Annotated in this window: 10 protein-coding genes and 1 pseudogene; 5 read left to right on the top strand and 6 right to left on the bottom strand. The window is 63.0% G+C overall.

The features are described 5' to 3' along the window. The first annotated feature begins 24 nt into the window (after nt 1–24). Nucleotides 25–1,104 carry a LacI family DNA-binding transcriptional regulator gene (locus HZA32_14585; GenBank protein MBI5425303.1) on the top strand — a complete coding sequence of 360 codons (1,080 nt, stop codon included), beginning with the start codon at nt 25–27 and terminating at the stop codon, nt 1,102–1,104. A gap of 161 nt (nt 1,105–1,265) precedes the next feature. Here the strand turns inward: HZA32_14585 and HZA32_14590 are convergent, their stop codons facing one another. The 5 genes from HZA32_14590 to HZA32_14610 all read right to left on the bottom strand — a co-directional run bounded on the left by HZA32_14590 (nt 1,266) and on the right by HZA32_14610 (nt 12,367). Beyond that, a complete protein-coding gene (locus HZA32_14590; protein MBI5425304.1) occupies nt 1,266–2,117 on the bottom strand; it encodes a hypothetical protein in 852 nt (283 codons plus the stop codon). Nucleotides 2,118–3,628: 1,511 nt separating this feature from the next. Further along, a complete protein-coding gene (locus HZA32_14595) occupies nt 3,629–10,078 on the bottom strand; it encodes an RHS repeat-associated core domain-containing protein (GenBank protein MBI5425305.1) in 6,450 nt (2,149 codons plus the stop codon). Continuing rightward, complete coding sequence (locus HZA32_14600; protein ID MBI5425306.1) at nt 10,075–10,410, bottom strand: hypothetical protein; 336 nt, start codon at nt 10,408–10,410, stop codon at nt 10,075–10,077. Before HZA32_14600 ends, HZA32_14595 begins: the two co-directional genes overlap by 4 nt. A 44-nt stretch (nt 10,411–10,454) precedes the next feature. Then, nucleotides 10,455–11,693: a hypothetical protein gene (locus HZA32_14605; protein ID MBI5425307.1), complete on the bottom strand. Its 1,239-nt coding sequence runs from the start codon at nt 11,691–11,693 to the stop codon at nt 10,455–10,457. Beyond that, the gene (locus HZA32_14610) at nt 11,690–12,367 is read right to left on the bottom strand and encodes a hypothetical protein (GenBank protein ID MBI5425308.1); all 678 of its coding nucleotides are present in this window, start codon (nt 12,365–12,367) and stop codon (nt 11,690–11,692) included. Before HZA32_14610 ends, HZA32_14605 begins: the two co-directional genes overlap by 4 nt. A gap of 216 nt (nt 12,368–12,583) precedes the next feature. Between HZA32_14610 and HZA32_14615 the strand changes: the two are divergent. Beyond that, nucleotides 12,584–12,799 (top strand): annotated as a pseudogene (locus HZA32_14615) (transposase). 49 nt (nt 12,800–12,848) lie between these two features. Then, a complete protein-coding gene (locus HZA32_14620; GenBank protein ID MBI5425309.1) occupies nt 12,849–13,781 on the top strand; it encodes an IS3 family transposase in 933 nt (310 codons plus the stop codon). Between the two features lie 170 nt (nt 13,782–13,951). On the opposite strand, the gene HZA32_14625 is transcribed toward HZA32_14620, so the two are convergent. Beyond that, complete coding sequence (locus HZA32_14625; GenBank protein ID MBI5425310.1) at nt 13,952–14,218, bottom strand: hypothetical protein; 267 nt, start codon at nt 14,216–14,218, stop codon at nt 13,952–13,954. Between HZA32_14625 and tnpB the strand changes: the two genes are divergently transcribed. Continuing rightward, the gene (tnpB, locus tag HZA32_14630; protein MBI5425311.1) at nt 14,217–14,519 is read left to right on the top strand and encodes an IS66 family insertion sequence element accessory protein TnpB; all 303 of its coding nucleotides are present in this window, start codon (nt 14,217–14,219) and stop codon (nt 14,517–14,519) included. The genes HZA32_14625 and tnpB overlap by 2 nt on opposite strands. A gap of 48 nt (nt 14,520–14,567) precedes the next feature. Further along, nucleotides 14,568–16,043 carry an IS66 family transposase gene (locus HZA32_14635; protein MBI5425312.1) on the top strand — a complete coding sequence of 492 codons (1,476 nt, stop codon included), beginning with the start codon at nt 14,568–14,570 and terminating at the stop codon, nt 16,041–16,043. Nucleotides 16,044–16,190: the final 147 nt, after the last annotated feature.

Here is a 16,190-nt window from a genome sequence, read left to right on the forward strand (position 1 = left end):
GCTCCTTGAAGTCAGCCGTCCCCAATGGCCACTCCCACCCTGCGAACCCTGGCCCGCGAACTGGGCCTCTCCCGCACCACGGTATCCGACGCGTTGCGCGGCTCGCCGCGCGTGAAGCCCGAGACCGTCGAGCGCGTGCGCGCCGCCGCCAAAGCCGCCGGCTACGACCGTAATCCGCTCGCCGGCGCGGTCATGTCGTTCCTGCGCCGCTCCTGCGGGCAGCAATTCCGCGGCGTGCTGGCGGTCATCGAAATCGTCGCCGACAACCAGACGGAAAACGCGAAGCGCTACAACGACGCCGTGTTCCAGGGCGTGTCCGACAAGGCGGCGCAACTGGGCTTCAAGGTCGACCGCTTCCAGATCGGCGCGGCGGGACTGAAGCTCAACCGGCTCGACTCGATCCTGCTCACCCGCGGGATCAACGGCCTGATCGTGCTGCCCGCGGCGGGTTTTCCCGACCTCACCGGCCTCAGCTGGTCGCGCTACACGGCGGTCTACGTCGACTACTTCGTCGACAGCCCGCCGATGCACTGCGTGTGCTCGGACCACTATCGCTCGATGATCGGCCTGTTGCGCGAATTGCACGCGCGCGGGTTCCGTCGGCCCGGCATGTTCATCGAGACGTCGCTCGACGAGCGCCTGCACTTCCGCTGGGAAGGCGCGTTCCTCGCCCTGCAACACTACCTGCCGGAAATTTCCAAGGTGCCGATCCTCCGCGCGGAGGGCGTGAACTTCGAGGTGTTCCGCCCGTGGTTCGAGCATTACAAGCCCGACGTCGTGCTCGGCCACTTCCCGGACGCGCTGGCGTGGATGAAGCGCTGCGGCGCGAAGGTCCCGCGCACCCACAGTTTCGTCTGCCTGAATTCACTCCGCACCGACGGCAGCTGCGCCGCGTTGGATTTCCAAGCGCCGCAACTCGGCGCCCGCGCGACGGAGCTCGTCACCGGTCACCTGATGCACAGCGAATTCGGCATCCCGCCGCAGCCGTCGCTGACGACGATCCCCGCCCGCCTGACCGAAGGCCCGACACTGCGCACGCGCGAAGCGACCACCGCGACGGCAGCGTCCCCGCGCCGACGCAAGAGCGTCACGGCCGGCGCCTGATCTCCGTTAACCGGACCGAGCTCCAAGTGGAGCAAAGCGCCGTCACCTCGCGCATGGCCACGCTGCGGAAGATGCGACTGGCCTGCACGCCATCCAGTTAGCGCGGCGCACGCCATCCGTCCCGATTGAGTCAGGCGCGGGGCGGGGCGAAGCCTCCGCGGTTAGCGGCTTTTCTCGTTCCTGACCTGATCAAGCGCGCGGCGAAACTCACTCCGGTCGGCGTGTCCCGAGAGATGAAATCGCCGGACGAATTGGCTGACGCTCGCCGGTTGCCCCATCTGTAGTCGCTGCGCGAGCCAGCCGTTGCTCACCGACGTCGCTTGCTTCATCGCCGCCGCCACTTCGACCTTTTCGCGCGCCGAATACTGTTCCGGCAGCTTGTTTAATTTCACCCCGAGGACCCGGGCGACCTGCTGCAGTTTCTCCTCCCACACCTGCGCGCGCGCCTCGGCCAACGCCTCGCGATCGGCTCCGAGCAGTTCGAACCGGCTCCCTTTCGCGTCCGCGCTGGGTAGGTTCTTCTTCAACTCGCGCCGGAACTCGTCGGAGCCGACCACCCAGCCGCGACTGAGCCGGCCGAATCGCTTTTCACGCAACTTAAGATCCTCCTCGGCCAAGTGCGCGAGATAGGCGTGGTAACGCTTCCAGCCTGCCGCCGTGTCCGGCAACTGCCCGCTTTGCGCGAGAATCGTCTCCGACACCAGACAGCGCGGACGCTCGCGTTGCGGAAAATGATGCAGGCTGCTCCAGCGGTGGCGGGCCAGATCGTCCGCCGGCACGGCCTTCGCGCGCACCGGATTCAAATGGATGTAGTGAGCCAGCTCTCGCGTGATGCGCGGGCTGCCGTAGGCGCAACGATTCGCCGTGAAGACCCGGCGGATGCGCTCCGTCAGTTCGCGGTTCTCGCGTTCACGCCGACTTGGTTCACGCCGGCGCCTCAGCCAATCGTAATAACCGCTGCGCGAGACCAGCAACGCCTCGCACAGCCAGGCCACGTTGTAGGAGCCGCTCATCTGGGCAATCCGGGCATACCTCTTGTCGGCGGTTCGGAGAGGATGCCCAGCGATTTTTTTAGGACTTCGCGCTGCTTGAGCAGTTTCGCGTTTTCGGCGCGCAGACGTTCCACCTCGGCCTGCAACGCCTCCACGGTTGGCTGAGCCGCTGCACCGCTGCCACCTTGGCCGCACTGCGGCCACTGCTCCGCCACAGCTTCAGCGCTTCGCGCTTATACTCGGCATCGTAACGAGCATGCCCGCCACCGGACCTGCCCACATGGGTGTTTTTCATCAGGGACTCTTTCGTTTTGTCCCCAACCCCGCGTCCGTCAAATCAGGGTAACCTCAAGGTCTACCCTAGCGTCGCAGCCGCCCAACTCGCCAGCTTCGACTACCTGTATTTGCGAGCGCCGCGTTGATAAGCCGCGCGCGGTCACGTCCCTAACATTTAACAAATCGGGGGGGCCTCGCCTCGAGATCGATCTGCCATAGCCCGAAGCGCCGAAGCACACTTGGCCAAACCTCGTTCTGAAACTTCACGTGAGGTGGATTGTCTGGGCCAACGATATAGTTGCGCAGGCGCTTTCGGGGAAGACGGTAAACTTGGTCTGCCCCTTTCGAGCGTGGACAACGTCCATCTCGACACCTTAGGGCGCCGGGTTTGGCTTCAATTGGAAATGCGGGCGCTGCGAGCGGCGCTGCAGACCAAAGAGGAACGTAGCGAATCTGCTTCTTCCCGCAGAATTCGCACTCGTCGTATTCGCCGAAAGCGCGGCCTTCGTCCAACTGAAGGTCGGCGACCGCCGCAAGACCCCATCCCTTGTGCGGCACTCCGGGTTGGGTGTTCACCGGCATCGGCGGAAATTCAAGTTGAACCGGCTAGGCCTCCCAATCGAAATTCTCCGAACATAGCCGGTTTGAGTCGCGTGGCTTTACTTGCTTCGAGATGAACTCTGCTGCCTTGGCTGGTGCGGAGGAATTCAGGTTGCCGAGGACAGCAGGTTCAGGGGCGGGAGTTCTTGTTGCCGCGTTCGGATGGTAAGCAGCACGTGCAATGCGTCACCTCTGCCGCGAGAAGCTTCACCGTGCGTCATTTTCCAAATCGCCTGGCACGCTGCCCGCGATTGGTTGCCGCATTCCCTCACCGTGCTTTGGTTGGCTCGTGGGGTTCACTTATTCTTCGATTCGCGTGCCTCGTCGCCCGCAATTGGGTGCCGCGTTAGTCCGAATCCGCGATTTGAAGGATGGAGCCGGTAGCAATCACCCTGTCTTCTCGAAGACTAAAAGAATCTCCAACCCTCAGCCGGTCCATCACGGTGTCCGGCCGCAGGAAAAAGATTGGCACAGTAATTTTCTGCCCGGGCCAAACATCCCCATGGTTTTCAAGAACAATCCCGCAATCGTGGGCCTCCCCTGAATGCTCGAATATGCAGCCAAATACCGGCCTTACGATGGGGGATTTTCGACCGCCGTCCTCAGTTTTAAGAAACTGCAGCTCGGCTAGGATATCTGTGCGGGTATGCTTCATTTTAACCTCTTTTCCCTACGCCCGCGCCCCCTGCTCGAATTGTAGGAAGTTTAGGAGGCAGCGGTGTTGCCGGCAACGCCGTGGGCGGAGCTAACTTCGGCAGCTGCTCCGTGGGGACCACGACCGCCGGAATTCCACGGTCAACGGAAGCCCGAAGCAAGGGATTTTCGACTAACGTTGTTGGTGCATCAGTGCGGATGATCGTGTAAGGCCCCTCATATAGACCCGTGCCGTAAGTCTGTCGGGCATACGAGGCGGCGCCCTCAGCTGAGGTCGAAAAATACTTTACCTCGGTTCCCATCGGATTTCGGAACGTTTGGGTGGCCGCTAAGTCCGCCGCCTCAGCCGGAGAGACCGCACGGTAAAGCGGAGTTGTGCTACTTGCCGCTTCCGAAGAAATCGTCAACGTGCGCGAGGCCGAACCCAATGAGCTGAGTATGGGTGCCGCCTCAATCACTGCCGCCGAGCCCAGATTCATCATTCCTTCTGCGCCAAGTTGGAAGGAATAGGACGATACATCGACGTTGGACTGAACGGCTGCGCCGATCGCACGTCCGCCCAGCTCTGGGCTGACAGCAAAGGCAAGTGCAACACCAGCCCCGTAAAGCGAGTCCCGTCCGGAGCCGTAATTTTGCCCGTCGCTGAAAGTGTAGTCAACGAACCTCAGCGAACCGGGCGTCGTGGACGGAGTCATCGCCAGGTTCCTCATGCTACTCGCAAGCTGACTACTTATCGTCGACAGATTGGCTGCAGTGACTGACTGCATCGCTCCCTGCATTGCCGCGAGGGAGTTCGAGATTACCGCAGCGGCGAACGCCGCGTTCATAGCGGCCCGCTCACTTGACGTAGGCGTGTGAAAGCTCCCATCGGATCCGATGATAACATCCATGAACCCCATATCGTTTCGATCGCCTGAACCGGTGAGGGCCGTAGAGCCAGTGAACTGATCAATCCCCCAACCAACTCCGGTGCCGCCATCGACGTCTTTGGTATCCAGGCCCAACCTGTCCCAAGAGTTCACGCCATTATTTCGACAGAACGCGTAGAGATTCAGTCCGCCCTGCTCCTCGCTCGGGTCGCGGTTCACGAACCGACCTAAGCTCGGGCTGTAATATCTTAGGCCGTAGTAGACCAGACCCGTCTCGTTGTCGGTGTATTTGGTGGAGAAACGGAACGGGTTGGACTGTGCGACCGGGCCTTCGGCACGGAGCGTCTCGCCGAATGGGCCGTATTCGTAGAGGGCGGAAAAGGCCCCCGTCGCCGGGTTGACCAGTCCGCCGAGATTGCCGTTGGCGTCGTAGACGACGGCATGCGCGCCCTGCCCGAAAAGCCAAACCTGCAAGAGAGCTCCCACGCCGCCCGAACGCACGAGGTCCCCGACAACATCGAGACCCCAATGGTAGGCACCGGCAAGCGTCAGCGTGCTGCCGGAGACGGTGTATTCGGCGATGAGATTCCAGCCGTCGTAGATGAAGCGGCGCTCGCCTTGGAGCACCCAGCCGGAGCTCCACGTGAAGGCTTGTTTGGAAACTCGGCGGCCTTGGTGGTCGTAGGTAAAGACGAAACGCTGGTTGGGCGCGCCGAGCGAGGCGGCAACGGCGGTGGTCTGGATGGAGACGAGTCGATTCTCGGCGTCCCAAGTGTAGTCCCATTGCTCGTCAGAGGTGAGGTTGCCGTCGAAGTCGTATTGGTAGGTTTGTCCGGTGCGGGCTAGGTAGACGCCGCGCGTGTTGCTACCACCGTAGGAGCTGGCGGTGGTCAGGCTGAGCCAGAGCGCGGCGGTGGCGTTGTTGGCGCAGAAGGCGGTGGAAAAGTATTCGCCTTGGCGGGCGACGCCGGTGGCGGATCCGTTGACCGATACGGTGGCGGCAGCGGGGGCGAGTCCGGTGACAGCGACCGAGCCGTGCGGACTGCGAGTGGCGATCTGGTTGAGGGGACTGCTGGTGTAGCCGGTAGCGTGGCTGTCCACGGACGAACTGATGCGGTTGCCGATATTGTCGAAGCTGAAGCCGTAGTCGCGTTGGCCGACGGGCTGCGAGAGGTCGGTCGGATTGGTGCCGTGGTAGCTCTTGGCGGAGGTGACTTCGGAGCGGTCGTCGTAGGTCCATTTGGTGACGAGGCCGCCGCCGATGTAGCGATTGAACATGTTGCCGGATTGAATGAGCTCGGTGCGGCGGAGCAGGCTGTCGTAGGCGTAGTCGAACTTGGCGAGGGTGGCGGTAGAGAACTTCGTCTCCAGCACATCGAGGTTGTCAGCGTTGGTGAGATAGGTGCGAGTCTGCGTCCAGCCGGAGGCGGTGTCGGCAATGGAGGCCAGCAGCGTGGAGTTGGGGGTATAGGCGTAGTTGAAGGTCGTCCCGTCGGCGCTGACCGCGTTAAGACGGCCGTAAGAGTCGTAGCCGTAGCTGGAAGTGATGTCGGTGCCGGTGCCGCTCGCACCGCTGAGAGAGTAGCCTTGGTAGCGGCCGACGACGCCAGAAGTCTGGTAGCTTCGGGAGAGGACACGACTGGCGAAGGTGCTCGGAAGCGTCTCCGACGTCGGCAACATGGTCGTGGCACCATAGGCGAATGATCGCGTGCCGGTGGCGTCGGTGACGGTGGCGGTTTGGCCGAGGCGGTTGTGGGTGTAGCTGAGGTCGGGCGTGGAGTCGGAGTAATCGAGGCCGGTTTGCTCGCCGGTCACGGCCGAATAAGAATACGTGGTCGTGACGTTGCGCGCCCACGTGCGGGTCTTGAGCTGGAGACGGGCGTCGTAGGTGTAGCTGACGGTTTTGTTGGCGGCGTCCGTCTTGCTGGTAAGGGTGCCAGTGGCGGGGTCGTAGGCCCAAGTGGTGAGGTCGGCGGGGCCGGCGGTGGCGGGCCAGGTGGGCTGGCCCCAGTCGCTGCCGCCACGGAAGGTGGCCATCGCGGTGCGTTCGCCATAGGCGCTGTAGTCGTAAGCGACCGGGTAGGTGGTCGCGCCCCATTGGGTGCCGATTTCGCCGCGTGCGGTGTAACTGAAGTAACGGGTCTTGCCCTGCGCATTGGTCTCGGCGGTGAGGCGGCCGGTGGCGGCGCTGTAGGTGTAGCTGGTCTGGTTGCCGGCGGTATCCTTCTTGAACTGCACCTTTCCGGCGGCGCCGATGTTGCCGTTGGGATAGTAGGCGGTCTCGGCGTTGCCGGTGCGGGGATCGACTTCGCCGATGAGGCGGCGGAAGTGGTCGTAGGTGTAGCTGTAGGTGAGATTTTGCGCGGTCTGCTTTTTGAGGAGCAGGCCGTTGCGGGTCCAAGTGATGTCGTCGACTGAGGAGCCGGGCACGTCGGTCGTGACGGTGACGAGGCGGGCCGGGCGATTGAGCGTGGTCGTGGCAACGGTGGCGTTGCCGAAGAGGTCGTAGTTGTGCGCCTGTAGAAACGCGATTCCGCCAGCGTAGTTGCCGCCGGCGTAGGGCAGCAGGCGGGTGAGCTGCTTGGATTGCTGAAGCGGCGTGGCGCTGTTGTCTTGGTTGTAGACGTAGTTGAGGGTCTGCGTCCACCATGCGCCACCGGCGCTAACGATAGTGGTTTCGGACTTCTGGATCCGGTCCATCGAAGCGAGGTCAAGCTGGCCGTTGGCATTCACGTCCAAACCGGAGAATTCGAGTTCGCCGAGGGCGTTGTAGGTGTAGAGGGTGTTGGCGAGGTTGGTTTGCTCGAGCCGGACGAGCTGGCCGAAAGTGTTGTAGACGGAGATTTTGTTGAAGGTGATGCCGGCCAGCGTGGTTGGGCGCTCTTCGCGGGTGCTGCGACCGAGCCAATCGCGATAGGATTTCACCCAGCGAGGAGAGCTGGCGGTGGCGAGGTTGGTTTGCTGGATAACGGAGCCGCCGGTGCCGATCGACTTGCTACAATGCTCGGCGACGATGGCGGTGCCGGTGACGGAGGCAGTCGAGCCGTCGCGCAGGCGGCTGACGACTTTCGTCGCGCCGCCGGGCAACGTGGCGGTGACGGTGCGACCGGCGTTGGTGTAGGCGTAGGTGGTGGAAAGGCCGTCCTCAGCGGTTTCGGAAACGAGCTGACCAGCGAGATTGTAGGAGGCGCTGGACACACGGCCGGGCTGGTTGTTCGACGCGAGAACGGCGGTCTGGGTGACGCGACCAAGAAGGTCCACGGTATAAACCGTGCGGAGCGCGGGTTGCCCGGGCCAAATCGGCGTCTCGCCGGGCTGACCCAACTCTTCGCGCTCGGTGACTTGGTTGAGCGCGTTGTAGGTGTATTTGGTGATAGTGCCGTCGGGTCGCGTTTCCGCGCGGAGCCGGCCGGCGACATAGGTGCCGCTCCAGAGTTCGCCGGTGTGGGTCTGCTTCGAGGCAAGTGTGCCGTCGATGTTGTAAGCGCGCTTTTCCCAGCCGATGAGTTGGAAACTGGTGCCGCCGACGAAGACGTAGGTGAGGTTCAGCACCGGGCGGGCGAACACGTCGTAGATGGTCTGCGTGCGGAGCGATTTGAACGGCACCATCCACACGGGATCGATCGCGGTGGTGGAAATCGTATCGGTCGTAAACTGCACCGCTCCCATGCCAGGATTGGTCGAGGCACCCGTGAGAAAAGTGTCGCAACGCGCGCTGCCGGCTCCGGGAGCGAAACCCGTTTGCGACCACTGCGTGGTGCTTTCGGTGTAGTCTGCGTAGGTGCCGGTGTGGTAACTGGCGGAGGTGCGGGTGCCGTCGGGATTGGTCTGCGAGTAGAGTTTGCCGGCGTAGTCGGGGTTGGCCCACGATGCGAAGGTGCGCGTGACGGTGGTTTCGTAGGCGGAGGCGCCGGAGTAGGCGCGCTGGGTGCGGGTGACAATGGGCGCGTCGCCACTGGGCCAAACCGAGTAGGCGGTGGAAAGGCTTATGGGCAGCGGATCGAAAACGGGGAACCCGTTAGAGGGGTCGACTGTGGCCGTAGGCGTCGCGTAGTAGACGCGGCCAACGGAGGTTGCGCCAACCTGGGTTTCAACTCCGGCAAGCTGGGACAGGAAGCTGAGGCCGGGAACGATTTGCACATTCGCATTCGTGGCGATGCTCTCGGCGGCGTAGGCATAGGACATCACTTGCGCGGTGCCGGAAGTTTCGCTCGGCGCATCGTCCCACGGACGGAGAATTTGCTTCAGTTGGCCGTAGCGCGCGGAGTCCTCGTAGTAGGAGTAGGTTTCCCACGAACCGTCGGGACGGGTGATTTTCTTGAGCTTGCCGACGCTGGCGCTGCCGGGTGACCAGTAGACCGCGCCGACGTTGTAGTAGGAGTAGCTACCCGCATGGTAGTCGTAGGTGGTGGTGAGCGCCGCGCCCTGCGGGTCATTGACTTCGCTGGTGATTTCCGTGCCCCACGGAAACGTCTGAAAGGTCCGCTGCACTTTGCTGACGGTCCCGACAGTAGTGGTTTCGGTCCACTGGCCACTGGAAGGCGTGGTGGCGACGACCACGACATCGCGCGCGCCGTCGGCCTGGGACATGACGAGCGCGTATTGGCCGGCGCGGAGCTCGCGCTTGATGATCCAATGGTCGGTTTTGGTGGCGGGATTGCCGGCGTCGTCGAGATAGGGCTGGGTGCGTTTGAGATCGATGCCGTAGGCGGGATCTAGCGTGCTACCGTTGGGATTCGGATTGCTAACTTCGTAGGTCACGAAGGGCGTCGCGCCGTTGACGTTCGGCACGTGGTCGGTGTCGGCGGTGATGCCAGTTATCCACGTGTCTCCCGTGTAGAACTTGATCGAATAACCGCGATTGGCACCGCGCTCGATGATGACGACGACGTTGTCCGCGTCGATGTATTTGAGCGACCCGTCGGCGTAGGCGGCAGTGTAGATGCCTTGGGCCACTGAGCCGTCGTAGCTCAGCGAAGAGTTCGAGAGGAGCGCGTCGTCGAACTCGCGCTGCCACCAGCGGACTGCGCCTGCCCAATTGCCGTCGGGCATTGCGCCGAGGCTGATGCCCCAGTTGACCTTCGGTTGCAGAGAAGGATTGGTGCCGTAGCCGGCGGCGAGCGAGAAGAGTCCGTCGGCGGGGGTGAGCGTGAGGTTCACGCTGTAGCTGATTGAACCCTGCGCGCGGAAGGTGGTGCGCGGCGAGAGCGGACAATACGGCCGACCGATCTTTAGGACATAACCCGCCGGCACGTCGAATTGGATGTCGGCCCAGTCGTAATCGCCGGCGGAAAATTGAAAACTGTAGAGCTGACCTGGCTTCACCGAGAAAGCGAAGTTCGCGCCGTCGGTCGTCGTCGCCTTGTTGGGGCCGTTGTCGGGCGCCACGTCGAGAACGCGAGTGCCAGGTGACGAGGCTGCGGCCGCGTTCATGTAGTAGAGGCCGTTGACGCGGAGCTTGCCGCGAACGCCGAGCAGAACTTCGTTTGGCTGGTAGGGCTTGATCTGCGCGAAAAGGGTGGCGCCGGGCAGCAACGCGAGCAGCGCGCACCGCGCGAGAAGGAGGAAAATCGAGCGGCTCATTTGGTGTCAAGCCGCAGGCCGGTGGTGAGCTGTTCCTCGATGGCGCGCAGTTCGCCGAGCTTCTGCTGCTCCAGCGCTTGCACGCGATCGCGCTTGCGTGCGGACTTCGTCTCCTTCGCGGCGCGCCGCGCGTCATTGCGGGCGGTAATCAGTTCCAGCATGAGGTCGTTTTTCTGGGCCTGGAGTTTCCTCATTTCTGCTGGAGCGAGGCGGACGAAGCCGGCCGGCACCGGCTGGGGGCGCTCGGCAGAGGAAGCGACCGGAGATTTGGATTGGGCCAATGCGGCCACTGCAGTGCATCCTAACACGAGGAGGCGGAGCCATGTTTTCATCGCAGAGAAAAGGTGAATGGGAAGAAGACGGACCGCGCCGCAGCTCAGAGCGGCGTAAAGACGACGAATGACGCGGCGGTGGTGACGTTGAGCGTGGCCGCAGGGGACTCACTTCCATCGGTGGCAATGGCACGCACACTGTAAGCATACGGTGTGCTCGGCTGGGCGTTGAAATCGCTGAACGCCGTGCTGTTCCAAGGAGAACTGTTGAGCTTAGCGCCGTTCCGATAGACGTTGTAGCCGGTGGCCCCGGAAACAGATGTCCAACTAAGCGCAACCTCATAGGAGAGACGGTTGACCGCTTGTAGGTTGGCGGGAGCGGACAGACCGCTAACGGTGAAGACGATCCACTGATCGACGTAGTTGTAGCCGGAAGTGTCGACCACGCGCACCTGCCACGTGTATGGGCCGGTTTGCGTCGGGGTGTAGCTTTGCGAACCCGGTTGCTGGTTGCCAAGCGACTCCAAGGTGCCGTCCGGCCGCCAGATCGTGCCGCCGATCCAGCCAATGCCGAAGTTCGCGAAGCCGGCGCGCGTGAGCGTCACTGGAACGCCGACTGTAGTTGTGGTGGGTGCGACCGACGAACTCGGTGAAATCACGGCCGCAGTCACGTTCCACGTCAGTGTTTTGGTGTCGGTGCCCGCCGCGTTGGCGGCGCTAATGGTGGAAGAATAAGTGCCGCCGGTGGTCGGGAAAAACGTGACGAAGCCGGTGGAGGTGTTGAATCCCGCCGATCCCGGCGGCAATCCGCTCAGGCCGAAACTCGTTGGGCTGTTGGTCGCGGTAATCTGGTAGCTTGTATTGAAGCCCTGATTCACGTTCATGCTCAGCTGGGAGGTGATGACCGGCACGGGACTTGGAACTCCGATCGCGTAAACGTAATCGCCGCTATACCAAGGGCGGCCGTCCATCACTTGCACGCGCACGTAATGCGTTCCGGCTGAAGTCACCGTGAAACTCGCCCAGCCCTCGGCAGGCGAACGCCATGGATCGAGCCAGCCGTGAATCTGAGTCCAACCCGACTCGCCGGGACGCTGGATGTAGACATTGATCGCCAGAATCAGCGGCATGTATCCCGCGTTCCAGTCGTTGCCATCCGAGTTGTCGGAGTAGTTTCCGTGTGTCCCGACACCAATGCTCACCGACTGTCCCACCGTGGCCGTAGGCGGCACACTGATCCAATCCACCGTCGGCGGCGTGACCAAGTCGGCCCGCGCGCAGAGGAATGCAATGACCAGTCCGCCTAGGACCGTCCAAAGTCGTGCGCCTTGCATGGCTTTCACTCCTTGGGGTCGATGATGCCGAGAATGGTCGTCGCCTTGCCGGGCAACGCTCCGTCAAATTCAAGGAGGACGACAAACCTGCCGGACTTAGTCGTCGAACCGGGCGCCACCTTCACATTCCATTCCGTCGGCGAGAGCTTTTCCAAAACCGCCGAGCTGTTACCGAGCGCTCTAGCGTTCTTTGGTGTTACCGTGTTCGCCACGACCGTGAGCTTAACCGTCTTGGCGGCAAGTGTCTCCCCCGCCGCCCAGTGCAGTTCTCGCGTGGACAACTGCACGACGGTCTCGCGCGCGATTCTCAGATGAACTTCCTTGATGCCTTGGTCGGTTAAGACGCGAACCGCATCGATATCTCCGTCCGTGTTGTCGGCCGCGCTGTAGACGATGGAAATCGCCTCCTCCTTGCCGGCGGGAATCGTGCTAGGGAAATCCGCGATGAAGACGCCGCGCGTCGCTTGCACGCCGAGGACCTTCATCACCTTCTCTCCACCGTTCTTAAACGGCATCAGAAGCACAGTGGTGTCACGCTGGTTCCACTTCAGCGAGATTTCATAAACGGGCGGTAGCGGCTGGCCATTGACCAGCGGAGAAACCACTGCGCGTAATGGCACATCCGCCGGCGGAACCGAGACGGATTGAGCAATACCGGATAGAGCGAACAGAGTCGCTGACACGCAAACAAGGGGAGTCCTCATAGGGAATGAATCACGCCGCCGGTGGCCCCCTGCTGCGATAGAACTCACAATCACGAATCTTGAGTCGTTCGCTCAAGGACATTCGGGACAGATCACTCAAAATAAGGATCGCTTCGGCAGCCGTGAAAGGTCTGAAGTGGCCTCGAATTTTTGCGCCGCCGAGAGGGTTAGTCTGGGCCAAGAAAGGCCCCAGACATGAAGAGCAAGAGATACACGACAGAAGAGAGGATCCGGATTCTGCGCGAAGCCGATGCCGGCGGGCACACGATCGCGGAGCCGTGCAAGGAGAAGAACATCCCGGAGGTGACGTTCCACCGCTGGAAGCGCGAGTTCGGGATGATGGAAGTGAACGACGCGAAGCGAATGAAGGAGTCGGAGCGGGAGAACACCGAACTGAAGAAGATGCTGGCGGACTCGCTGCTGGAGAATCGGGTGCTGCGCTTCGTGAACGAAAAAAATTATGAGCCCGGGGCACAAGAAGCAGATGGTGCAGGCGGTGATCGCCGAGCGCCTGTGCTCCGGGCGCCAGGCGTGCCGGTTCCTGCGGCTGGCGCGGGCCACCTGGTGGTATCGCGCCGGGGAGCGCAGCGAGCGCCAGCAGCAGCTGGTCGCCCGCGGCCACGCGCTGTCCGAGCGACATCCGCGCTACGGCTACCGACGCATCGCGGCGATGTTACGCGACGAGGGTTGGTTGGTGGGCAAGCGCCAGGTGCAGCGACTGCGGCGAGCGGAAGGACTGCGCGTGCCACCGACCAAACGCAAGTTGGCGCGGCGCGGCCACTCGACCGGGCTGCCGACCCAGGCGACGCACCGCGGGCACGTCTGGACGTGGGACTTCATCGCCGACGCCACCGTGCGCGGCGGCGCCCTACGGATGCTCACGGTGCTCGACGAGTATACCCGCGAGTGCCACGTCCTGCGGGCCGACCGGGCCCTGAAGTCCGGAGACGTGATCCGGCTGGTGAGGGACGCCATCGAGCAGCACGGCGCCCCGGAGTATATCCGCTCGGACAACGGTTCGGAGTTCATCGCCAAGGAACTCCAGCAGTGGCTGGCCGATCAGAAGATCCGGACCATCTACATCGAACCGGCCAGTCCTTGGCAGAACGGGTTGGTGGAATCCTTCCACGGACGCTTCCGCGACGAGTGCCTCAACCGCGAGCAGCTCTGGACGCTGACTGAGGCTCGCATCGTCATCGAGGACTTCCGCATCGACTACAACACCCGCCGGCCGCACAGTCGGCTCGGCTATCGCAGCCCCGCGCGTTACGCCGCCCAACTTACCGCTGTCCCGACTCCGGTCGGCCTCCCGGCCTCCCTCCGTCGGGACAGCTGCAACGACAACCGTAAGCGTCGCTTCGGGTGCCTCGTAGATACGGTAGTTCCGAGGTGATAAGGTCGGTGGGTGGCAAATACGGTATCTACGGAATTGGTGCACCATGGTGAGAGGCGCGATCGTGCCGGACGCCGGCGCGTGCCGCGGGAGCGGCGGGAGCAGCTGTTGGCAGCGTTTCGCGAGAGCGGCCTGACGGCCGTGGCGTTCGCGGAGCGGGAGGGTGTCTGTTACACGACGTTTTGCCACTGGCTGCAGCGGGCGAAGCACGCGCCGCGCGTGAGCGGTGCCTCGACGGTGAGGTTTGCAGAGGTGGCGTTGCCGTTGCCGAGCGTCAGTGCGAGTGGTCTCGAAGTGCGATTGGCGGATGGCACGGTGGTGCGTGGAGGCGGGGTCGAGGAACTGGCCGCGCTGGTGCGGGCGCTGCGGAGCTGAGCGGCGATGCTGTCGTTCCCGCACTCGGTCCGGATCTTCGTGGCGGTGGAGCCGGTGGACATGAGAAAACAATACGACGGGCTGTGGCTCGCCGCGCAGTCGCAGTTGGGCGAAGATCCGAAGCAGGGCGCGGTATTTTGCTTCACGAATCGCGAGCGCACGCGCCTGAAGTTGCTGTATTGGGACGGCACGGGAGTGGTGATCGTCGCCAAGCGACTCGAGACCGGCCGGTTCTCCTGGCCGGAGCCGAGCGAGGCGAAGCGCAAACTCTCGCTGACGCCGGAGGCGCTGGCGCTGATCGTCGGCGGAGTGGATTTGAAAACCGCCACGTTGAAGCCGTGGTATGAGAGGGACGAAAAATAATATAACGCGCGCGGAACTTTTGGCGCGCGAGTTGCACTCAACGCGCGCATGTCCACCACCGCCGCGCCGCTCGACGAAGTCGCGCTCCTGAAACAGGAGGTGGCGTTGCTACGCGCGCAGATCGAGTGGTTCAAAAAGCAACTCTTCGGTGCGGGCAAGAGCGAGAAGCTGGATCGCGCGCAACTGCTCTTGCAGATCGACGCGCTGGAAAAAGCTGCGGCGGCCGCCGAGCGTCCGGTCGAGACGATCACCTACGAGCGCGCCGCCGGCCCAGCGCCGAAGCGCACGCTGCCGGCGGAATCCTTCGCGCACTTGCCGGTGAAGGAGACGGTGGTGATCGAGCCGGAGGCTGTGAAAGCGGACCCTGCGCTCTACGAGCAGATCGGCGAGGAGCGCACGTTCGAGGTGGATGTGGTGCCGCCGCAGCTGTTCAAGCGCGAGATCGTGCGCCCGAAGTATCGGCATCTTCTGGACCGGAGCCGGGCGCCGTTGTTGGCGCCGGCGCCGAAGCGCGTGGTCAGTGGCGGCTTCGCGTCGGCGGGATTGATCGCGTGGGCGCTGACCGCGAAATTTTGCGACCACCTGCCTCTGTTCAGGCAAGAGAAGATGCTGGCGCGGTGGGGCGCTCCGATCTCGCGGCAGAACTTGAGCGAGTGGGTCGGGATGGCGAGCGCTCAGCTCGAGCCGCTGGTCAAAGTGATGAAGCAAGACTTGCTGGCCAGTGGTTACGTCCAGGCCGATGAAACTCCCATCCGCTGCAACGACCCGGACCTGCGGGATGGGAAAACTACCACGGGATGGCTGTGGGCGTTGTCGCGCCCCGGAGGCGATGTCGTCTTCGAGTGGCGATTGTCTCGTCGGCACGAAGAGGCCGAGCGGCTGCTCGGCGACTACCGAGGTGTTTTGCACACGGACGGATACGCCGCCTACGGCGTGTTTGTTCGCAGCCATCCGCACGTCGAGTGGGCCGGATGCTGGGCGCATGCTCGCCGGCAGTTTATCGAAGCGGCGGCGGAGCGGCCGCGCACCGCGGAACGCGTGCTGCGCCTGATCAGTGAACTTTACGCGCTCGAGACGCAATGGGACGAGCAGCAGGTCGGTGATCGCCGCGCGGCGCTCCGACAGGAACACTTTGCCCGCCCGCTCGCGCGACTGCGTCGATTGGTGCTCGCGCTGCAGAAGCGTGTGCTTCCTCGCTCCGGCCTCGGCCAGGCTTGCACGTATCTGCTCGGCCAATGGACGCCGCTCACCGCTCACCTGAATCACAGCCAAACCAAGCTCGATACCAACGCCGTCGAGAACGCGATCCGCCCCTCAAAGCTTGGCGCGAAAAACTGGCTCTTCATCGGACATCCCGACGCCGGCGATCGCGCGGCCGTGATTTACTCACTGGTCATCAGCTGCCAGCGCCACGGCCATGATCCTCATGCTTACCTGCGCGACGTGCTGGCCCGGCTACCGTCGATGACCACGGCCGACGACTTGCGGCCGCTGCTGCCCGCGCACTGGAGCGCGGCATCATAGTCGCATCGGAAGTGCCGTAGTTACGGCACTTCCAATCCGTCCTGCACAAATACCGTATTTACCTCGTCAACGAGGCACTCGGAGCGACGCTTACCGACAACCGATAGATCAACCCATAACAACATCCCGGACCAACACCCGGGGTGG

The sequence above is a fragment of the Opitutia bacterium genome (genome assembly GCA_016217545.1).
GTDB lineage: Bacteria > Verrucomicrobiota > Verrucomicrobiia > Opitutales > Opitutaceae > Didemnitutus.

Excerpts from the sequence above, each read along its gene's own strand:
- HZA32_14600 (MBI5425306.1), bottom strand. The coding sequence starts at position 10,410 with ATGAAAACATGGCTCCGCCTCCTCGTGTTAGGATGCACTGCAGTGGCC.
- HZA32_14635 (MBI5425312.1), top strand. The coding sequence starts at position 14,568 with ATGTCCACCACCGCCGCGCCGCTCGACGAAGTCGCGCTCCTGAAACAG.
- HZA32_14585 (MBI5425303.1), top strand. The coding sequence starts at position 25 with ATGGCCACTCCCACCCTGCGAACCCTGGCCCGCGAACTGGGCCTCTCC.
- HZA32_14595 (MBI5425305.1), bottom strand. The coding sequence starts at position 10,078 with ATGAGCCGCTCGATTTTCCTCCTTCTCGCGCGGTGCGCGCTGCTCGCG.
- HZA32_14590 (MBI5425304.1), bottom strand. The coding sequence starts at position 2,117 with ATGAGCGGCTCCTACAACGTGGCCTGGCTGTGCGAGGCGTTGCTGGTC.
- HZA32_14625 (MBI5425310.1), bottom strand. The coding sequence starts at position 14,218 with ATGTCCACCGGCTCCACCGCCACGAAGATCCGGACCGAGTGCGGGAAC.
- HZA32_14620 (MBI5425309.1), top strand. The coding sequence starts at position 12,849 with ATGAGCCCGGGGCACAAGAAGCAGATGGTGCAGGCGGTGATCGCCGAG.
- tnpB (MBI5425311.1), top strand. The coding sequence starts at position 14,217 with ATGAGAAAACAATACGACGGGCTGTGGCTCGCCGCGCAGTCGCAGTTG.